This is a genomic window from Nitrospiraceae bacterium (assembly GCA_020632595.1).
In the GTDB taxonomy this organism is placed as follows: domain Bacteria; phylum Nitrospirota; class Nitrospiria; order Nitrospirales; family UBA8639; genus Nitrospira_E.
Genome location: JACKFF010000022.1, coordinates 1 through 17,569, shown reverse-complemented (window position 1 = coordinate 17,569; position 17,569 = coordinate 1). Strand labels below are relative to the sequence as shown.

Below are 17,569 nucleotides of genomic sequence, written 5' to 3'. Positions count from 1 at the left end.
TTATGTCTTGTTATCCCGGTCACCTCTCGTATACCCAGGAAGCGTTTAAGGTCAAAGTCGTCCAACGGCGGCGCATTGAACCTCAAGATCCTCAGGGCTCAACGGTTCGAGAAGACCGCCCAGACTGATCAAGACGGGCGATTTTGTTTCGATGTGCCGGCGGTGGTGACTATTATGTTCTTTCATGCCGACGCCGCATCCGATTCCACAAAAGGCAAACGGGTTGGAATGTTGGTGTATGCGTATGATTGGTGAATGAGCACATAATGTTCACATCATGGTCACGCAATAGGTCCTCTAATGGTAGATTCTCAAGGGGTGCAACGCACCGGCCAGAAGAGACTCGTCTGATGTGTGAAGATGTACCCGTAAAGAAATTTTCACGGTCTTGCGGAATCATTGGGCCTCCTATCCTGCCGTCCTTGGACCCAGCAACATCGCCCTTCCGCTGATCGCATGCGTCCGTGTCAATCCCACTTCTCAGGAAAAGGAATGTTCAGTTTCATCCGGTGCCTTCTTGGGCCAAGGAGCTCGCCTGACATCGCCTGATTCATGCTTGCCGAAACGGTAGCTGAAAAACCATCTTTTCGGAAGGCCTTTCAGCAACAACGCTGTCTCATTCTGGCGGATGGGTTTTATGAGTGGAAGCGAATAGGCACAGAGACGCAACCTTGCTATATTCATAAAAATCTGCTCTTGGATACCCCCCAGCTTGCTGGGGGTCTTTACTTAACAGAAAACCGCCCCTTTGTGTTTGCCGGGATTTGGGATCATTGGGAAATCCTACATCAAGGGTCCCTTGATTCCTGTTTTATTATCACCACCGGGTGCCGGTCATTCTTTCTCCTGGCCAATATGGCGTGTGCTTGGATCCCGCAGTAAAGAATTTCGATCAATTCCATTCCCTACTAGAATCTTACCCAGCCAATGCAATGGAATCCTTTCCTGGGAGTTCTCTCGTCAATAATCCTCGTAATGACAGTTCGCGGTGTCTTGAGCCGGTATAACCCATTTGCTTCTCCTGTCTAGAAGGATGAATAGGGGGTTGCCTTGTCGATAGGAAGGGTGAGGAGTGTCTTTGGCTAAGAGGGATGGAATACCCTCCGCTGGAATTTGGTATGTAGGGAGTCTTCTTTATTGGGAGTTCTTGCTGAGGGTGAACATGGCGAGATTGGTCTGGCATTTTTCATTCTAAATTAGGTATACTCATACATATTTATCATGTATTTATACCTTCGTTTTTATTCCTCCTTCATAATTTGTTCTTCAAGATTTTTTCTGGTGTCCCCCCTATCCTAGTTTGGAAAGGTTACAACCTTCGTGGAACGGGTGTTTCGTTGAAGGCATGATCTTGGTGATTCTGATTCATTGACGGGATTTGTTTCGTCCTCTAATTAATGAGCGTGGATTGAATGTGCTGAGGATTGGGAGGAGAACGATCCTTTCTCCCATAGGGATGTCCAATTTGCATTCAGAATCATGTCAAATACAAGGTGAGTGATGTTCCCAATGAATTAGCAAAGGATTGCTATGGTCATTCGCCTCGGTCTGTTCCTTCTTCTTGTGATCATTATGGCGTGTAGCCAAAAAGCCGGCTTGGAATCACTCCCCTCTGGTCCTCCTGGTTTTTCGGTTCTGGATATTAATGTGGTTGATCCCCCTCTTATTGAGGAATACCGTATCCAGCCCCATGATGAGTTAGATGTGAAATTTTTCTTTAATCCTGAGTTAAACGAGGAAAAGCTTCCTGTTCGTCCAGATGGCCGGATTTCCTTGCAGCTGGCTGGTGAGGTGATGGCAGCGGGTCGAACGCCGGCTGAACTCACCAATCAGTTGAAAGTTTTGTATAACGAAGAGTTAAAAAAACCTGAACTCACCGTCATTGTGAAGTCGTTCGCTCAGCATCGGGTTTACGTGGATGGGGCAGTAGAGCATCCCAGTGAGGTTGAAATCCGTGGTTCGCTAACGGCACTTCAAGCTATTGCCAGTGCTGGAGGAGTCAAGGACACTGGACAGCTGCAGGAAGTATTAATCATTCGCCGTGGCCCGAAAAGCCATCCGCTTGTATTTAAAGTTGACCTGGAAGACATTTTACAAGGGAATCATAAACAGGCTGATATTCGGCTGGCTCCGTACGATGTCGTATATGTGCCTCAATCGGCGATTGCCGATGTCAACCAATTTGTAAATTTGTATATTCGGAAAAATATTCCAATTGGTTTTGGGACATTTTTTACCTTGAATTAATGTTTCAAGGAGGGTGATGATTTCAGATTCAACTTTACGTTCTTGGGAAGCTTCTTCGAGGGTTTTAAGTTTGCGTGATGTCTTCACTGTTTTATTTAAGCATCAAAATGTCATTTTGACTGTTTTTATCGTGACATTGGGGTTGACGGCTTTTGTCACTCTCGTGCAAGCCCCTGTTTATGAAGCGTATTCCAGCGTTCTTATCAAGATTGGCCGTGAGCATATTTACCGATCGGAAGTCGGGCAAAGCAATCCCACGATCTCCATCGATCGGGCAGCCACAATAAATTCTGAAATTCGTATTGCTTCAAGTGCAGATCTCATCAAGAAAGTCTTGGAATATTTGACAGTGGAAACGGTTTATCCAGACCTTTCCAGGCAGACATCGACACCGGGTCGTACTCTGGAAGAGGCGATTATGAAGTTTCAATATCATTTGTCGGTATCTCAAGCGAAGGATTCTAACGTCCTGGAAATCACATGGCAGCATGAGGATCCTATCATCGCCGCCAAGGCGGTCAATTTATTGGTGGAATTTTTAAAAGAAAAGCATTTGCGAATTTATAGCGATCCCAATACTGGATTTCTTGAAAAACAAGTTCAATTCTATAAGCAAAAGTTTGATAAGTCCAAGGCGGACCTCGAGACCTTTAAACGAATCGTCGGTCTTTCCTCCTTGGAAGACGAGCGTAGGTTGTTCCTGGAGCAAATTAAGGAAATGGATACGACATTGAAAACCGTTCAGCATGATATTCAGGGACAACGCAGTAAATTGAGGTCTTTGAAAACCCAGAAAGGGAGTATGCCTACGAGTATTTCACTGAGTAGCGTCAATCAGGGTAATACCTCGATTGATAAAGCCAAGAGTGAATTACTGGATTTGCGTCGACGGGAGCAGGAATTATTGGCTAAATATAAAGAGCGTAGCCGGTACGTGAAAGAAGTGCGGGAAGAAATTGCCATTATTTCTCAATTTATTCAGCTAGAAGAAGGTAGGCATTCGGACCGGATCACGAAAGGGAATAATCCGATTTTTCAGCAACTGGAAATGGAAATTGTGGCTGGAGAGGCTAATTTGCAGTCACTGTTCTCTAAAGAACAGGAAATTACTCGACAACTTATGGAGTTAAGATACAAATTGCGCAATTTAGAATCTCAGGAGCAAGAGTTGGAAGCATTGGACTTGAACCTAGCCATGGATCGGAAGAACTATGAAACGTATTTATACAAATGGGAAGAGGCACGAGTGTCAGAGGAAATGGACCGCTTGAATTTGGCAAACATGAGCGTCATCCAAGCTGCGATGGTTCCCCTTCATCCAGTCAAGCCCCAAAAAATTCTCTACGTTTTCTTGGGAGCTCTCGCCGGTTTAGTGGGAGGAGTCGGTTTTGGATTCGTGGTGGAATTTCTCGAGGGTGGATATACCCGACCGGAATATCTGACGAGAGATCTGGGATTGCCGATTTTGGCCAGAATCATTCAAAAGGCATAATAGAGACGTCTTTCATGTATTTAGAGTATTACCATTTACAAAAGTCGCCATTTCATACCACTCCTGATCCAGAGTTTTTATTTTTAAGTCCCAGTCACAAGCAGGCTTTAGGGGCGATTTGGTATGGAGTGAATGAACGAAAAGGTCTTGTCACCGTCATTGGAGAGGTGGGTTTAGGGAAAACTACGATCCTTCGATCAGTTCTTTCTCGGATGCCTATAACCCCGCAACGGCTTGTTCATCTTTCTCATCCCACGCTTTCCTTTGGACAGCTATTGAATACGCTTCTGTGTCAACTGGGTCTGGTGGGGGAAGAGGAAGATGATTACAGTTTGATAAACCAACTTCATCAGGCTTTAAATGAGGAACATCAGGCGGGTCGTGGGGTAGTTCTTTTCGTGGATGAAGCGCAAAATATGCCGATTGCCACATTGAAAAAACTCCCGATGCTTTTGAATATGGAAACGACCACGGAAAAGATTTTGCAGATTGTTTTGGTGGGCCAACCTGAATTAATTCAAATCTTACAGCGTCGGGATCTTCGTCAGTTAGAGCAACGAGTGGCGATTCGGGCGCACCTTTCTCCATTATCTATGGCGGAAAGTACGGCCTATATTAAGCACCGTCTGAGCCGGGCAGGAGCAAAAGGCAAGAGTCCTTTTTCCCTCCGTGCCCAAGCTCTTATCGCCAAACATGCGAGGGGAAACCCTCGCCGATTAAATATGCTTTGTGATAATGCTTTGGTGGCCGGGGTGGGATATCAACGACGCCCGGTTGGCGAAGAAATCGTGCGAGAGGTTATTTCGGAGCAAATTAATCATGACCCTTTTACCGTTTGGAGAGGTGTTGGGAACTACAGGTGGCTTCTTGGGTTTATTTGTGTCGCTATATTCGGGATTGGAGGACTCGCCCAACAGGATTCTCTGATGGGCTTTGTTAAAGACTTCACTTTACCTGTGTGGGGCAAGCAGGAGATGCGATGGATGACATCCAGATCGGGGGAGAAGTTGTTTGTAGAACAGAGGCCGGTGATTGATTATTCACCCTATTCGGTCTCATCCGTAATGGATTTGTCTATGGACGAAGGGGGCGTGGCCAAGGAAGATGATGGCAGAAGAAAGGTCTCTGAGAATTTTGAAATTCATGTGGTGGAGGAAGGGGATACTCTTCATTCTCTGTTGAGGAAAAGATATGGTCATGTTCGACCAGAAGTCCTTCAAGAAGTGTTACGTTTGAATGTTGGGTTGGATGATGCGAGCAAAATTTTCTCTGGCCAGGAAATTCGATTTCCTTCGCGGCAAACGTGGGGAGTGGACTTGGCGTTATTGGAGAACCGTCCTTAATCTCATGACCATTTTTGATTCACGATGAGAATTTTGTATAAGCGAGTCATGTCTCAGCTCGGGGACGCTGTTTTCTGTATGGAAAAATGTGCGGGTAAAAGCGCCTTGTGAACGTTAGGCTTAGGCCAACTGGTTTTAAAATAAAGCGGGCAAGAAGTATTCGAATTAGGAAAGATTGCCAGATTTCCAGATTGGCTGATTAGGACATTGATGACCATATGAAAGTGTATGAGGCCCTCCAATATATTCAATCCAAACAAAAAGTGTCTTCCTCAGATGGGCAATGGGCAAAATTGCGGAACAAAATTGTCAATGCGGAAAGTCAAAAAAGTTTGCCTGGATTAAATATGGTGGATGAGATGTTGGGGCTATATCAAAGCGTACGCTCGTCTTTTCCTCATCAACCATCCCTCCTGTTGCAATTTATTGGATCCCGGGAGCATGAAGGGACGACGACGATTGTTCGTGAACTTGGGTTTGCCATAGGGGAAAAGTTGCATAAATCTGTTTTAATTGTTGATGGAGATAGGAGAACTTTGGGCATGCATAAGGTATTGGGTCTTTCCCCAAAATTGCCACTTTGGGAATTGGTCGAGAGAGGGGGAGGTCTAGAGGCTGGATGTACCCTCATTGGGAAGTCCAATGTCTCGCTTGCTCTGCTCAACGAAGCTAGGTCTGATAGCCTCAATGTGGGGGAACAAACAAATGGACAAGAGTTCTGGGAGAAGCTGCGCAGTCAATTCGAATTTGTTGTGGTGGATTCTCCACCTATGAGCATATCAACTGACGGATTGTCGGTATGTGCAGCCAGTGACGGAGTCATTCTAGTTGTGGAAGCCGAAAAAACCCGAACGCAGGTAATTGCTAGTCTACGTGATCGAATAGCCCAGCATGGGGGAAAAGTTCAGGGGGTTGTTTTTAATCGTCAGCGACATTATATCCCCGAATGGCTTTATCGAAGGCTTTGATTTATGGGTTCGCTTGTACCGTAGTCTTGTGTCTGGGAGCTGGGGACCACTTTTCAGGTATTCCAATTATGAATTAGATTGAGGGTGCTGAGGAGAGGAATCGGTTTGCTGGGAAGTTTCTCCTAATGTGTGGTCATAAATTTCCATAAGGAGTCGATGGTTTTCTTCGGCAGTGTATCTGGATAAAAAGCGTTCTCTGGCATTTTTTCTCATCTCGATCATAGACTCCGGGTGATTGATAGCCCATTCAATTTGAGTCTGGAGGTCTTGGCTATCGCCGGGTCTGAAATGACGTCCGGTGACGCCGTGCGTGACCACTTCCTCCAGGCTTCCAACGGCACTGCTGATAACAGGCAACCCCACTGAATAGGCTTCTGCCACAACCATTGGAAAGCCCTCATACCATAGTGATGGGACAATGAGGGCAAAAGCGTTTTTCATCATAGTCGACACAGAATCCCGATCTCGTTGACCGAGCCATTCAATTCCACGAAGAACTTTAGCTTGGGTAGCAAGGGTGGAAGCCAAGGGACCATCTCCAATAATTTTGAGTTGAAGAGTCGTACGGATGTTTTTCCATGCCTCAAGGAGAATGTTGAGTCCTTTTTCATCCGTCAGCCGTCCTACAAATAAAATATACGCACGTTCTCCTACCCCTTCTGTAGGGGAGACGGGCAAAAAATTGGGTTTGACAAACAATTTATCTTTGGGAATTCCTCCTGCGATAAATTTTTTTTTGGCAAAATGGGTCAAGGCTATATAGGCATCCACTTGAGAAGACCAGGTGGAAAGGATTCGATGTAGACCTAACATGCCTGCAGTTACCGTAGTCGCTGACCGACGTTGTTGATAGCAACCATGAAGGATTGCTGGCCAAGGAAAGGACTTGTTTATACATTCTTCGCAAACCCTTCCATGACGGAATAAGATGGCAGAGGGACAGATAAGCCGGTAATTATGCAATGTTTGAATGACCGGAATCTGTTCAGATTTAGCAGCATAATAGGCTGCGGGGGAAATAAGGGGAAACGTATTATGAAAGTGGACTAGATGGGGGCGGTAACGTTGAATGATTTTCCGTAGTTGGGAATAGATTTGGGAATTCCATAATGTCGAGTGAACCAGGCGAGCCGTACTCAGATGCTGAATGTCAGCATTGTGAGCCGTGAATTTGACGACCTGGTGCCCAAACCGTTGAAGAAGAGCGCTCTCATGAGCAAAAACCTGATCTTCACCTCCAGGGCTTTGATAAAAATTATGAACTTGTAAAATAATCAGGGGGCAATTCTTTCAAGTAAAATGGGTACTGGCCCGATGTCAATCGTGGGTTGTCCCAAGAACATTTCTACTCTTCCATCAAGGTATTTGAGCCTGGAGGGCTTCCATGAGGGAGGGAGGTGGAAAGGGACATGTCTCTGGGCATTCCAAATAATCCACTGAGGCTGCCCATTGCGGAACAGTTTGCATACCCAGGTGTGATCCGGTGTGTTCCGGCAATTCTTCATTTGGGAACCGACTATCCAATGCTGAATCTCTGAAAATGCAGTCGCAATGGCTTTGGGTCGTTTTCCATCATGCTCGGTCATACCCATACTTCTATGTCCCCAGGCATACCAGTACACCCGCTCAATCCCAGATGCCCAGGACAACAGGTAAGTGCGAGCCATGTAGGCTTGGGACAATTCATCGTTCAAGCTCGGGCCCGCCCAATGTTCGGTAATCTGGTTTCTGTCACGGTTCAACATGTTCCAGCCCGTTTCGGTATTCCACACTGGTTTATAAACGCCATGCTCTCTCATGAGAGAATGAAACGATTGTATGAAATTCAGCATGGTTTCGGGAGGGTCGGGGGCAGGATAGAAATGATGACTCATGACATCTGCAAATTGTCCTCCGCCTTGCTTGAAAAATTCTTTGAGGTACTCCAATGTTCGTGGGTTCAAACGGGTTAAGGAAGAAGAAACAACGAGGATAGTCGGATCGATTTCTTTTAAGGTTTGATAAGCGATTCGATTCAATGTCACGAGATCGCTCACTGTTCCTGTAAAGAATTCTTTGACATTGGGTTCGTTCCATAATTCATATGCATGGACCCGCCCTTTATATCGTGTTGCCACCGTTCTGACATAGTTTTTCCATAGCGTCGATTGACAAATCGGAGGTTCCTCGTTCGGTTGGGACGATTCTCGGCATGCTAGATCGATGCGTCCATCCAGTTTGGCCCATTGGGGGATTGTGACCAATTGTAATAAGATTTCAACCTGTTGTTTTTCGGCTAATGAAATGTCCTGATCCAATTGAAAAAAATTCCATTGTCCTGGACGGGATTCAATTTTTTCCCAAGCAGAATGAAAATTTCGCCAACTGAAGAACGGAACCGTTGGCCAAATTACCCCATATTCTAAATTTACGATATTTAGAGAAAAAACCTCCCTTCCAATGGATTGCGGAGGGGGGGAGAGTTTTTGACTGAAGGCTCGTGAAGAATCGGTAAGGAGTGCACCCCATACGGCTGCCACGCCGCATCCAAGGATGTACCCTAGTACCAAGAGAAGTAGTCTAGGGAGCATAAAAATTCTTTTGAGGATCGCAGGGATATATGGCTTCAGAAAAGTATCTTATGAATAACATCAAGAGAGGGAGGGGAAAATTGAGCCCACGTGGATTAGCTTCCGTGAGACCAAGAATTACGTAAAATATGATTAAGGAGAGGGCCAGGGCTGTCTCATCTTGCAATGCGGTTCGGGTTCTTGTCGTCCATGTTAACGTAAAGAAGCTCAGATAGAGGGTGGCAGCCAATATGACCCCGATGATTCCCACATTAAACCAGATATTTAACCATTCATTGTGAGCATGGACCAACCGACCCATTAAAGTGATAGGAGAATAGTCTCTGAATGAATAAAACCCAAAACCCCAGATTGGGTTAGTTTGAATGAGTTTCCAGGCATGTTCCCAAATCATGGTTCTTCCGCTGAGGGTTTCGAGCGCTTCTCCCGCTTGGGTTTCATGAACATACTGGTTTGTATAATCAACAATTTTGTCATAACTCAATGTGGTGACGATGATAAATGAAAATCCTATGAGGAACTGTTCCTGACGTCTGAAACGGCCCAGAAAAATGAATGCTATTGCAGCCACAAGGAATGCCAGAATAGAGGATTTGCTTAATGTTTGGAGTAGGGCTAATGCCAGAAGTCCGGTAAGAAACGTCCAGCCTACTTTTGAATGAGGAGATTGAATGGACAGGGAACTTAAATATAAGCAGCAGAGGGCAGAAAGTGCGATTTGTCTTCCAATAATATTCGGATTTAAAAATTCGGCATCGCCTAACCGGCTATGAATTGTTTCAATTTGAAAAAATGATGCAACAAGAAAAATAGACAGCCCTCCCAGGACAATCCCTTGAAGCGATTTATGCATAACTTTTCGGAGGTCATCTGTTCCACACAAGAGGAATACCACTAGAATATCCAGAGTCATCGTCGCCCAATAACCCAAAGATGAGATGATGGATGCCGGACGAGTCCAGAAAAGCGTCAGGCCTGACCATAATAAGAAGAGAACAAGAGCTTTAGGGGCCAGAGGCTGAAAGGTCCGTGCAATAGGGGTGGAACGATCAAGAACAGTGAGCGAAAAAACTAGATAGGCAAAAGCCAGTGTAATGCAGGAACTGATAAAAGTTCCCAAGAGGGGGTTGTGGCCAAAAAGGATAAAAATTAAGAAAACTTTGATCCCGGAAGCAATCAGCCAGTATCCGAATGCAATGTGGGCGAACCACTCGGTTTGAGTGGCGTGGGATCGTACGATTTTGTTGACGCTCGCAGGTTGAGGCCCATTCAACAGGGAGTATTGGCCAATCGCATAGCTGTGGAGACAGAGAGGAACGAGGAAGAGAGAAAAGGCGAGGATTAACCCGACCTGAAGCTTAAATAGCAAAATGGAGCTAAGCGTGATACCTACAAGAATAGATCCCATTAAGGTACAGTTCATGGATTTGAATGTCGGCTGAACGGTTAGTCGATAGGGCTTCCCGATTGAGGAAAAATTAAATGTTCCAGCATCCGTGAAGAATTGTTCATCAATTTTAACAGGCTACTGGCGTTCCAAATAGCGTACATAACCATATGGATAACACCCGGTCAGCAGTTTCCATGAGACACGCCATGTTTGGGCAATACTCTTTTTGAGTGAATAAAACCGTGGGCGTTCTCGACCCCAGTATCGTTTCCGTATTTGAATATCCTCCATATCGCTCTGGGTTCGGAGCCGACGATTTTTTTGGTCAGGGTAAAATCTCATATACGACCAAATAGAGGGCACATGATGTATCTGGCCGAAGTGTGAAAATCGAATCCATAGGTCCGCGTCCATAGCCAAGTCATACGCTGGGTTCAGTCCTCCACTTAATTCATAGAGCTCTCTTTTCCAGAACATGGACATCCCTGGGATATAATTGTGTGTATATAACCAAATAAACCGATTAAAGGGAATTTCTCGTTGCTCCCGCAATGGCTGACCTTCCGTGTTGATCCATGTAGCGTTTCCATAAATGGCATCCATGTCGGGAAAATTTGTGAAGGCGTCGGCCACTTCCCTCAAGGTGTGGGGTGTATGCAGATCATCACTGTTGAGCCAACACCAAATATCTCCTTGTGCTTGTCGAAACCCTTTTATTAGCGCATCTGTTTGACCGTGGTCAGGTTCACTGACCCAATAGGTCAACCCTGATTCGTGTGCTTTGATAATATCGAGGGTGTTGTCCGTTGACCCGCCATCAATGACCAGTAACTCAAGATTTGGATATTGTTGACTGAGTACACTCTGGAGTGTCGCTTCGATAAAATTTCCCTGATTATAGGATGGAATGACGACACTGATTTTTGGATAATTCATGAATTCCTCCACTGTTCAAATGCATCAATGTATCGTCCGAAGGTGGTGACGACGAAATCGCCTTGATGTCGGCCTTGATTTGATTCCAAATAAAAAAGGCATACATCTAAGAGGTAGGCGAGCAATTGAATGTCGGCTCTACATGTCTTGAAGTCGGCATTGCCTAAAAAAGCGCCATGGTTCCGTGCCTGGGAGATCAGAAAAGGGATACGGTGGAACGGAATTTGATGTTTTAACGTTATTGGCATTAAGAGAAAATGGAAAATGTCATAAAGGGGAAGATATCCGTCGCTGGCATATTCCCAATCAAATGCCGAAACAGAGTTATTGTGGAGCTTGAGATTCCAGGGGGCAAAGTCTCGATGTGCCGGGACGATGATAATTCGTTCTGACTGAAGCTCGCATTCTACTAACCGGAGGCCATGAGTGAGGCGGGAAAACCATTCCGGGGTTATCCGGTGTTGTATATGGTTGAGCCGCTTATTCATGCAATTCCTCATGGTCGATGTCGTATAACACCCTTTAGGCGATACCTCTCCCATGCCTTGAAATGTTGCGAGAAATGTAATGTGTGCGGAGGATAGGGTTCTTCCTGTCCAATTCCCTTGACATATGGATTGGACTAGGACATACGTCCCATCGGACCGAAGATCAGCAATGAATCGTGGGACGGAATGCCGAAGGTTTTCGCGGGTTGAAAGGTGTTTAAGCCATTGCACTTCGTTAGATAAAAGAGTTTTGGCCCCTTGGGTGTTTGCAATCTTTGCCAGGAGGCAGGGTTCGGCTTGGTGATTTAGAAAGAGGATAGTGTTCTTGCTATAGGGGCCCGGAGTGCCGATAGACACAGCTGTTTTGAATGTTTGGTCTCCGATGCGGGTTTTCAGTGATTCCATAAACTGCGTCTCTTGTAAGTAACGGTTTTCCCGGAGTTTGAGCGTCTTGGCTTCCAACGTACCCATATAGGCAGATATTCGTTGTCGAAGTGGCAAGAAAAATTCCAGGGCCACCCGACGCATGTGTCTTTCTAGGGGGACGATAAGGCGACTGTTGTATACGTTGGGGTAAAAACTGTGGGTGCCCTGTGGTCGAGACACGGGCGTCATGATTGGCAGGATTGGAGAGGAATCTAATATCACGGTCAGCTCATTTCTAACGGTTCAAGTGGGACAAATATTGGTTGCAGGGAAAAGAATTGGAGGCATGGCTGGGGCTGGTTAATTGGCTATATGGGCGCAGGTGTGAGTCTGTCATCTGACAATAATAATGAAATATAAGGTGTCCCTTTTTCTCCCAGGTTAATTGTCGTGTGACATATTCTTTTCCCTGTTGCCCCAAACGCAGTCGGTGTTCAGGAAATTGCACCAAGTCCACCATGGCCTCGCTCATGTCTTTGATAACCTGATGCGGATGAAGGATGGGAATTTTTATTCCTACCGCCGGGGTAACGAGACTTCCAGGGCCTCCCTCATCCAGGCATATCACCGGGATTCCAGCGGCCATTGCTTCCACGCAAACGCCCCCTCCTGATTCATGAAGGCTGGGGTGAAGGAGAATGTCACAACTATTGATTTTGGAAAGGGTATCCCGGTGAGAGAGTCTACCCAAGAAATGCACCTGCCGTGTGATGTCCAGTGTATGAACTAAATCTTGGAGACGGTGTCGTTCTGGGCCGTCACCGATAATCCAATATTCTGCCTGTTTGAGTTTCGTCATTTTGAAGGCTTTCAGCGATAAATGAAATCCTTTGAGATGTAGGAGATTGCCGATGCTTAGGAAAATGATGTTGTTCTGCGTAAGTCGATCACTATGGGCGAAGTTTTCCAATTCCGTTTTTCCGATCCCACATTGAGTAAGAATTTCCACCCGTGAGGCTCCGAGTCTCGTGAGGCATTGGGCAGTCTCCGGCGTTGTGGAGAGGCTGATGCGAGATCGTTGAGCGGTGAGCCGGACTAAGGGATCCTTTTCTGAGAACCATTTAGCCCAGTCACGGAATCGTTCGTATATTTGGCCATAGCGGCTGAATTCTTGCGTGAAGGGTTTGGGGGTCGATTCCCCGCCACCAACAGGGCCCCACAAAAATGGAATGGGAAGAAGTGCCATGAGGCTTGGAGCCCAGTATTTAACAAAGGTGACATGGTGAGCCAAATCGAACTTGACCGATTGGTGAAGTTTTCTGGCGACGAAGTAGGAGCCGATTTGCCAAAAGTAATAATAAAGCTGAAGTCCGATTTGGCCCCTTTTGAGTTTTAAGAAAAAAATGGGGAGGTCATAAAATACGAAATGAATGTTCTCAATGGGGTTAGCATCGATTTCTTGATCGATGCTTTCTTGGTTATTCGCCCTCGTAAGAACCCAGACTTTGCAATGCTTGGCCATTTCTTTGGCAATATTCCACCCCACGCCGGGTTCGGATCCTTTATGCGGTTCACACGCATAAGCAGAAATGAGGACATGAAAAATTTTCCTGTGTTCAGACATGGTTCTCTTTTTCTTTGATGAATGGTGATGTCTCTGTGAGAAAAATATTCGGAGTTCCTTTTATGATGGTGGGATGGGACCGAGTTAGGGTTGAAAAGTGAGAAAGTCTTTTAATGATTGCTGTCGGCTGGTCTGGTCTGTCTGGGGGGACTGATATTGTCGGCTAATGCGAATTTCTAGAAATTCTAAAATAATATCCTGGATTTGTGATAAAGCTGCCTCAAGAGGCAATGAAGTATCAATTAAAAAACAGTGATTTTGATCATGACAGAGGTTTCGATATGCAGTTCGTTGTCGAGTGGCTTCTGAGGCCAGCACCTCTTTTTTTCTCGAATGCAGGGTGTTTACCGGGGCATCCAGGATGAATAGTAAGTCCGGTTTTGGAATGAATCTGCCGACCCATTGGGCCAACCGGAGGGGACCACCGTAACGATAGCGTATGGGATCGATCAAGAGGTCATCAAAATATCGGTCAAAGACAATTAATCGGGATGATATTTTCGATGGCCATACTTTATGAAAATAGCCTACCGTGAAAATCACCCACCAATAGACAAGTTTGACCAGAGAGGAAAAGCCACTCCTGGGAGCTTGTGAATGGGGCATGACGTTTGGTGAGGCATTCGACCCCGAATGGCTTTGATAAGGCCAGAGATGCCAGATCTGAGATCCACGGAACGCAGGAGTGAGGGTTTCAGTGATTGCAGATGCGAGGGTACTTTTCCCGGATCCGTCTGGACCAAGGAGCGCAATATGGAGGCCGGTGGGAGAGATGATTCGAGTCAACTTTCTCTTGAATTCTTTCATGACGTGATTGAATTGAAACCCATATTGATGAAGGGTTTCCCTGAATACAGGGAGACGGTGGCTGAAAGTATTCCATTCATTTTGTACAGCTGAATGCGCAATCACCTCGACGAGATGACACGGCCAATATTGTAGGCATTGTGCATAGGCGCCATCAGGATCCTTTTGCCATTCTTCGCTTAAAAATGTGCATTGGTCTGCTGTAAGGCGTCCTTTGGTAATTTTTTTCAATAAATAGTATATAAAAGATATGGCCGGAGGGGGCACATAGAACATTTTTTTAAACCCTGATGGATCCAAATATTTTTGACGATTTTCTAGCAGGGTCTGAGCCGAAAGCACTTGTCTCCCGAATTGGAAATAATCTCCGCAAATATCTGGCTGCAAGAAACGCAATTGGCCAATGTTATCCTGCCAAGATAACACCACATACCAGGCTGTTTGTTCATGTTGAATAATTTGAGTAAGACGAATGTGGTGGATGTGACAAAATTTTCGTAATTCCCGGAACACTCTCGAGAGGTCAGGGGGATTAATGGCAAAATCAATGTCACTTGGAATCTGTTCAGGGAGTTGGTGGCAATTTCCCAATACGGCATATGAAATTTTTTGTGCTTCAAAAAATGAGAACAGTTTGGTGAGGACTTCGGTTTGAGTAGGCATGGGTCAGATGACTGAACATTGAGGCCGTATGCTGGTTGCTTGCGGTGCATGATCTTGGATCGAAGTATTTTCATGTCTTGAGCGTATGAATTTGGCCGGGCTCCCGCCAACAATGGCATAGGATGGAACATCTTTTGTGACAACGCTTCCTGCTCCAATAATGGCCTTATCGCCTATAGTCACTCCTGGGAGAATGATGACGCGAGTGCCTATCCACACATCATGGCCTATCCTAACTGGACGACGAGGAACAGATCCTTGGCGATTGATGGGAATATCCGTTCTGGGAAATGCATGTCCTGAGGACATGATGATTACGTCAGGTCCCATGACGACGTCGTCTCCTAATGTCAAATCGGCTTCAGCTTTGAGGTTTCTTCCCAACTGAGATCGGTGCCCAATACGCAGATGGGTCCCTGTTCCAAAATAAACCCGACTTTTTATGATGACTCCATCGCCGCAGGAATGGAAAATCCGTTTTACCAAGTATCTTCTTATCCAATATGCCAATTTCCACCCTGGCATTGGTTGGGTTGGGAGAAACTGAGCCCACCCATAATACATGGTTAATGCCAACAATCTCGTGATGCTGCTTTTCATGTCTGGCATTGCCGGAACAGGGAAGCTGTGCTGGCTATCCTTGTGAATTTTACGTGCAGTAGAGGGTGTTTCCATACTAGTAACAAATTTTAAAAAGATTCCCTCAGCACTTTGGGCTGTTCGGAGTAGTGAAGGTAATTCCATGTGCACCAAACTAGTAGAGCTGTTGCCAGGCTATAGGAACATACGAGGCTGATTCCGACTCCCCAGAGTCCCCAGATTTTCATGGCTCCAATTCCGAACGTGACGACTACTCCGGCCGAGGCCAGGTAGGACCAAAACAAGAGGTCTGGTCTTTCCATGGCTCTGAGTAATGAACCTAAAACTGAAATAGCTCCTGAAAGAATAGGATACAGGCCAACAATCCAGAGAAAATTAGCATACTGAAGAAATTGGCCATCGTATATATATTCGATCACGATGGGCCCGAACATTCCCAATGCCAGCCAGTACAAAGCGCTCCCAAGAGTGAACAGACCCAGTGTGCTCCATACCCAATTAGAAAAATTCACTTCGTGCTTCACTTTTATGAATTGTGGGACCAGCAATCCTGCCAAGGCACCGTTGATTTGCAGGATGGGCATGGTCAAATTAAACATGCTCCGAAGGGCGGCACTGGCTTCCAGTCCTCCCCAAATTGGAAGAAGGACGTAATATATATTTCCAGATATCCAGATACACAAACCGGTACTGAAAGCCCAGCGTCCGTAGGCTAGATGATCTCGAAGCATCCCCAGTGGAAATGGCTTACGCCGGAGAGGAGGCCTTTGAATTTTTAATGCGTAGACGATCCAAAGAGATGGAAAGATGCTGGCCAGACCCATGGTGAGCAGGCCTGTGGTGGAATTTAGCATTTCATTACGAAAGAGGGAAAACACACTGATAACCGTAATGAGACAATACATCAAAGAACCTATGGCGGCCATTTGAGGTCGAAAAACAATATAGGGGGCACGCCGTAAAATCCAATACAGGAGGATGATCGGTGAGCTGATTGCCAAAAACCCCATACACATGGCAAATGATTGCTGTCCAATGCTGATCAATCCAATGGCAATCGAAATAATCAAGAGACCAGTCAGTAGAGAAAATGCGGCATGTCCGTATAGAAGCCATCCTATGTAAGCTGAAAGATTTTCTTTGTATTTTTCTGATCCGTAGACCAACATGGGTTCAGTGAATAGAGTGCTATGGCATGCACCGATCAGAACATGAATAGCCAGCACCACTGAAAATTCCCCGTAGTCGTGGGGGGATAACCAGCGGACCAATAGAATATTGAGGGCGAAGTTGGCTACTGCAAAAAAGGCTTGGTCGGAAATGGCACATAAGCTATGCGAAATCCAGCGGAAATACACAGACAATTTCACTTTGTTCGACTCTGAGGTCTGCCTATTTGGCATAGAAGCCAGGTGAGCTGTTGTTAAAAAACTTCCTGTAGGTCTAACCGAAAATCTGAGATAAATAGTTGCAAGGTCCTGTCAAATATATTCTACGGCCATCTATTAGGATGTTTTTGGTTCAGTTTGGCGTTGGCATAAGTGGAGAAAAATTTCAATGGCTAATTTCGTGAGGAACAAGGAATTTGTTGTGATGTATCGCTTCCACAGACGTGTGGGCTCTGTTGTCAACCGAAACAACCATTCTAGTCCATTTCTTTGCATCCAGGGAGGCGCCATTATTTTTGTGCCTGCATGAAAATCAAATGCCGCTCCGACACATAATTGCACTCCGTGAATTTGGTCTCGATGATCAAATGCAAAGTGTTCTTGTTTCGGACAGCCTAGCCCTAAAAAAATCAGGCCTGCGCCACTCTTATTAATACGGGCTATGGCAGCCTGATCTTCTGCAAGTGTTAATGGGCGAAATGGAGGAGCCTCCGATCCGACAATTCGTAATCCAGGAAACCATTGTAGTAACTGCGCTGTTAAACGGTCTAATACCACTGGCTGACTGCCATAGAGATATACCCCGATTCCCATTTCTTCGGCCTGTCGGCATAACCGAAGCATGAGTTCGGGACCGTACACTCGATCGGAAAGGTTGGTGTGATGTAAGTGATTCAATGCCCATCG

The 17,569-nt window shown here is 45.7% G+C and carries 16 protein-coding genes; 6 read left to right on the top strand and 10 right to left on the bottom strand.

Features of this window, described 5'->3' with window-relative positions; genetic code table 11:
• Positions 1 to 75 precede the first annotated feature (75 nt).
• The 6 genes from H6750_20545 to H6750_20520 all read left to right on the top strand — a co-directional run bounded on the left by H6750_20545 (position 76) and on the right by H6750_20520 (position 6,050).
• Positions 76 to 255, top strand: a complete 180-nt coding sequence (locus tag H6750_20545; protein MCB9776704.1) for a hypothetical protein — start codon at positions 76 to 78, stop codon at positions 253 to 255.
• Positions 256 to 552: 297 nt separating this feature from the next.
• Positions 553 to 882: an SOS response-associated peptidase family protein gene (locus tag H6750_20540; protein MCB9776703.1), complete on the top strand. Its 330-nt coding sequence runs from the start codon at positions 553 to 555 to the stop codon at positions 880 to 882.
• Positions 883 to 1,530: 648 nt separating this feature from the next.
• Entirely contained in the window at positions 1,531 to 2,247 is a 717-nt protein-coding gene (locus H6750_20535) for a polysaccharide biosynthesis/export family protein (GenBank protein MCB9776702.1), read from the top strand.
• 16 nt (positions 2,248 to 2,263) lie between these two features.
• Positions 2,264 to 3,739, top strand: coding sequence for a lipopolysaccharide biosynthesis protein (locus H6750_20530; protein ID MCB9776701.1), 1,476 nt, complete (start codon positions 2,264 to 2,266; stop codon positions 3,737 to 3,739).
• A 14-nt stretch (positions 3,740 to 3,753) separates the two neighbouring features.
• Entirely contained in the window at positions 3,754 to 5,082 is a 1,329-nt protein-coding gene (locus H6750_20525; GenBank protein MCB9776700.1) for an AAA family ATPase, read from the top strand.
• A gap of 218 nt (positions 5,083 to 5,300) precedes the next feature.
• Positions 5,301 to 6,050: a hypothetical protein gene (locus H6750_20520; protein MCB9776699.1), complete on the top strand. Its 750-nt coding sequence runs from the start codon at positions 5,301 to 5,303 to the stop codon at positions 6,048 to 6,050.
• A gap of 66 nt (positions 6,051 to 6,116) precedes the next feature.
• Here the strand turns inward: H6750_20520 and H6750_20515 are convergent, their stop codons facing one another.
• The 10 genes from H6750_20515 to H6750_20470 all read right to left on the bottom strand — a co-directional run.
• Positions 6,117 to 7,328, bottom strand: coding sequence for a glycosyltransferase (locus tag H6750_20515; GenBank protein MCB9776698.1), 1,212 nt, complete (start codon positions 7,326 to 7,328; stop codon positions 6,117 to 6,119).
• Positions 7,325 to 8,569 (bottom strand): hypothetical protein, encoded by a 1,245-nt coding sequence (locus tag H6750_20510; protein MCB9776697.1) that lies wholly within the window; start codon positions 8,567 to 8,569, stop codon positions 7,325 to 7,327. Before H6750_20510 ends, H6750_20515 begins: the two co-directional genes overlap by 4 nt.
• Before the next feature lie 40 nt (positions 8,570 to 8,609).
• Complete coding sequence (locus tag H6750_20505) at positions 8,610 to 10,028, bottom strand: O-antigen ligase family protein (GenBank protein ID MCB9776696.1); 1,419 nt, start codon at positions 10,026 to 10,028, stop codon at positions 8,610 to 8,612.
• Positions 10,029 to 10,145: 117 nt separating this feature from the next.
• Positions 10,146 to 10,946, bottom strand: coding sequence for a glycosyltransferase (locus tag H6750_20500; GenBank protein ID MCB9776695.1), 801 nt, complete (start codon positions 10,944 to 10,946; stop codon positions 10,146 to 10,148).
• Positions 10,943 to 11,962: a phosphotransferase gene (locus H6750_20495; GenBank protein ID MCB9776694.1), complete on the bottom strand. Its 1,020-nt coding sequence runs from the start codon at positions 11,960 to 11,962 to the stop codon at positions 10,943 to 10,945. The genes H6750_20500 and H6750_20495 overlap by 4 nt, the downstream gene beginning before the upstream one ends.
• Positions 11,963 to 12,095: 133 nt before the next feature.
• Positions 12,096 to 13,424: a glycosyltransferase family 4 protein gene (locus tag H6750_20490; protein MCB9776693.1), complete on the bottom strand. Its 1,329-nt coding sequence runs from the start codon at positions 13,422 to 13,424 to the stop codon at positions 12,096 to 12,098.
• An 84-nt stretch (positions 13,425 to 13,508) separates the two neighbouring features.
• On the bottom strand, positions 13,509 to 14,894 hold the full coding sequence (locus H6750_20485; protein ID MCB9776692.1) for a hypothetical protein: 1,386 nt from the start codon (positions 14,892 to 14,894) through the stop codon (positions 13,509 to 13,511).
• Between the two features lie 3 nt (positions 14,895 to 14,897).
• Positions 14,898 to 15,458 carry an acetyltransferase gene (locus tag H6750_20480; GenBank protein ID MCB9776691.1) on the bottom strand — a complete coding sequence of 187 codons (561 nt, stop codon included), beginning with the start codon at positions 15,456 to 15,458 and terminating at the stop codon, positions 14,898 to 14,900.
• Between the two features lie 125 nt (positions 15,459 to 15,583).
• Positions 15,584 to 16,864 (bottom strand): polysaccharide biosynthesis C-terminal domain-containing protein, encoded by a 1,281-nt coding sequence (locus H6750_20475; protein ID MCB9776690.1) that lies wholly within the window; start codon positions 16,862 to 16,864, stop codon positions 15,584 to 15,586.
• A gap of 135 nt (positions 16,865 to 16,999) precedes the next feature.
• Positions 17,000 to 17,569: WecB/TagA/CpsF family glycosyltransferase (locus H6750_20470; protein MCB9776689.1), on the bottom strand; the 570-nt coding region annotated here is incomplete at its 5' end.

What these genes read in the sequence shown, in the direction of transcription:
- H6750_20540 (MCB9776703.1), top strand. Translation starts at nt 553, where the DNA reads ATGCTTGCCGAAACGGTAGCTGAAAAACCATCTTTTCGGAAGGCCTTT.
- H6750_20535 (MCB9776702.1), top strand. Translation starts at nt 1,531, where the DNA reads ATGGTCATTCGCCTCGGTCTGTTCCTTCTTCTTGTGATCATTATGGCG.
- H6750_20530 (MCB9776701.1), top strand. Translation starts at nt 2,264, where the DNA reads ATGATTTCAGATTCAACTTTACGTTCTTGGGAAGCTTCTTCGAGGGTT.
- H6750_20525 (MCB9776700.1), top strand. Translation starts at nt 3,754, where the DNA reads ATGTATTTAGAGTATTACCATTTACAAAAGTCGCCATTTCATACCACT.
- H6750_20520 (MCB9776699.1), top strand. Translation starts at nt 5,301, where the DNA reads ATGAAAGTGTATGAGGCCCTCCAATATATTCAATCCAAACAAAAAGTG.
- H6750_20505 (MCB9776696.1), bottom strand. Translation starts at nt 10,028, where the DNA reads ATGGGATCTATTCTTGTAGGTATCACGCTTAGCTCCATTTTGCTATTT.
- H6750_20500 (MCB9776695.1), bottom strand. Translation starts at nt 10,946, where the DNA reads ATGAATTATCCAAAAATCAGTGTCGTCATTCCATCCTATAATCAGGGA.
- H6750_20495 (MCB9776694.1), bottom strand. Translation starts at nt 11,962, where the DNA reads ATGCGTCGGGTGGCCCTGGAATTTTTCTTGCCACTTCGACAACGAATA.
- H6750_20490 (MCB9776693.1), bottom strand. Translation starts at nt 13,424, where the DNA reads ATGTCTGAACACAGGAAAATTTTTCATGTCCTCATTTCTGCTTATGCG.
- H6750_20485 (MCB9776692.1), bottom strand. Translation starts at nt 14,894, where the DNA reads ATGCCTACTCAAACCGAAGTCCTCACCAAACTGTTCTCATTTTTTGAA.
- H6750_20480 (MCB9776691.1), bottom strand. Translation starts at nt 15,458, where the DNA reads ATGTATTATGGGTGGGCTCAGTTTCTCCCAACCCAACCAATGCCAGGG.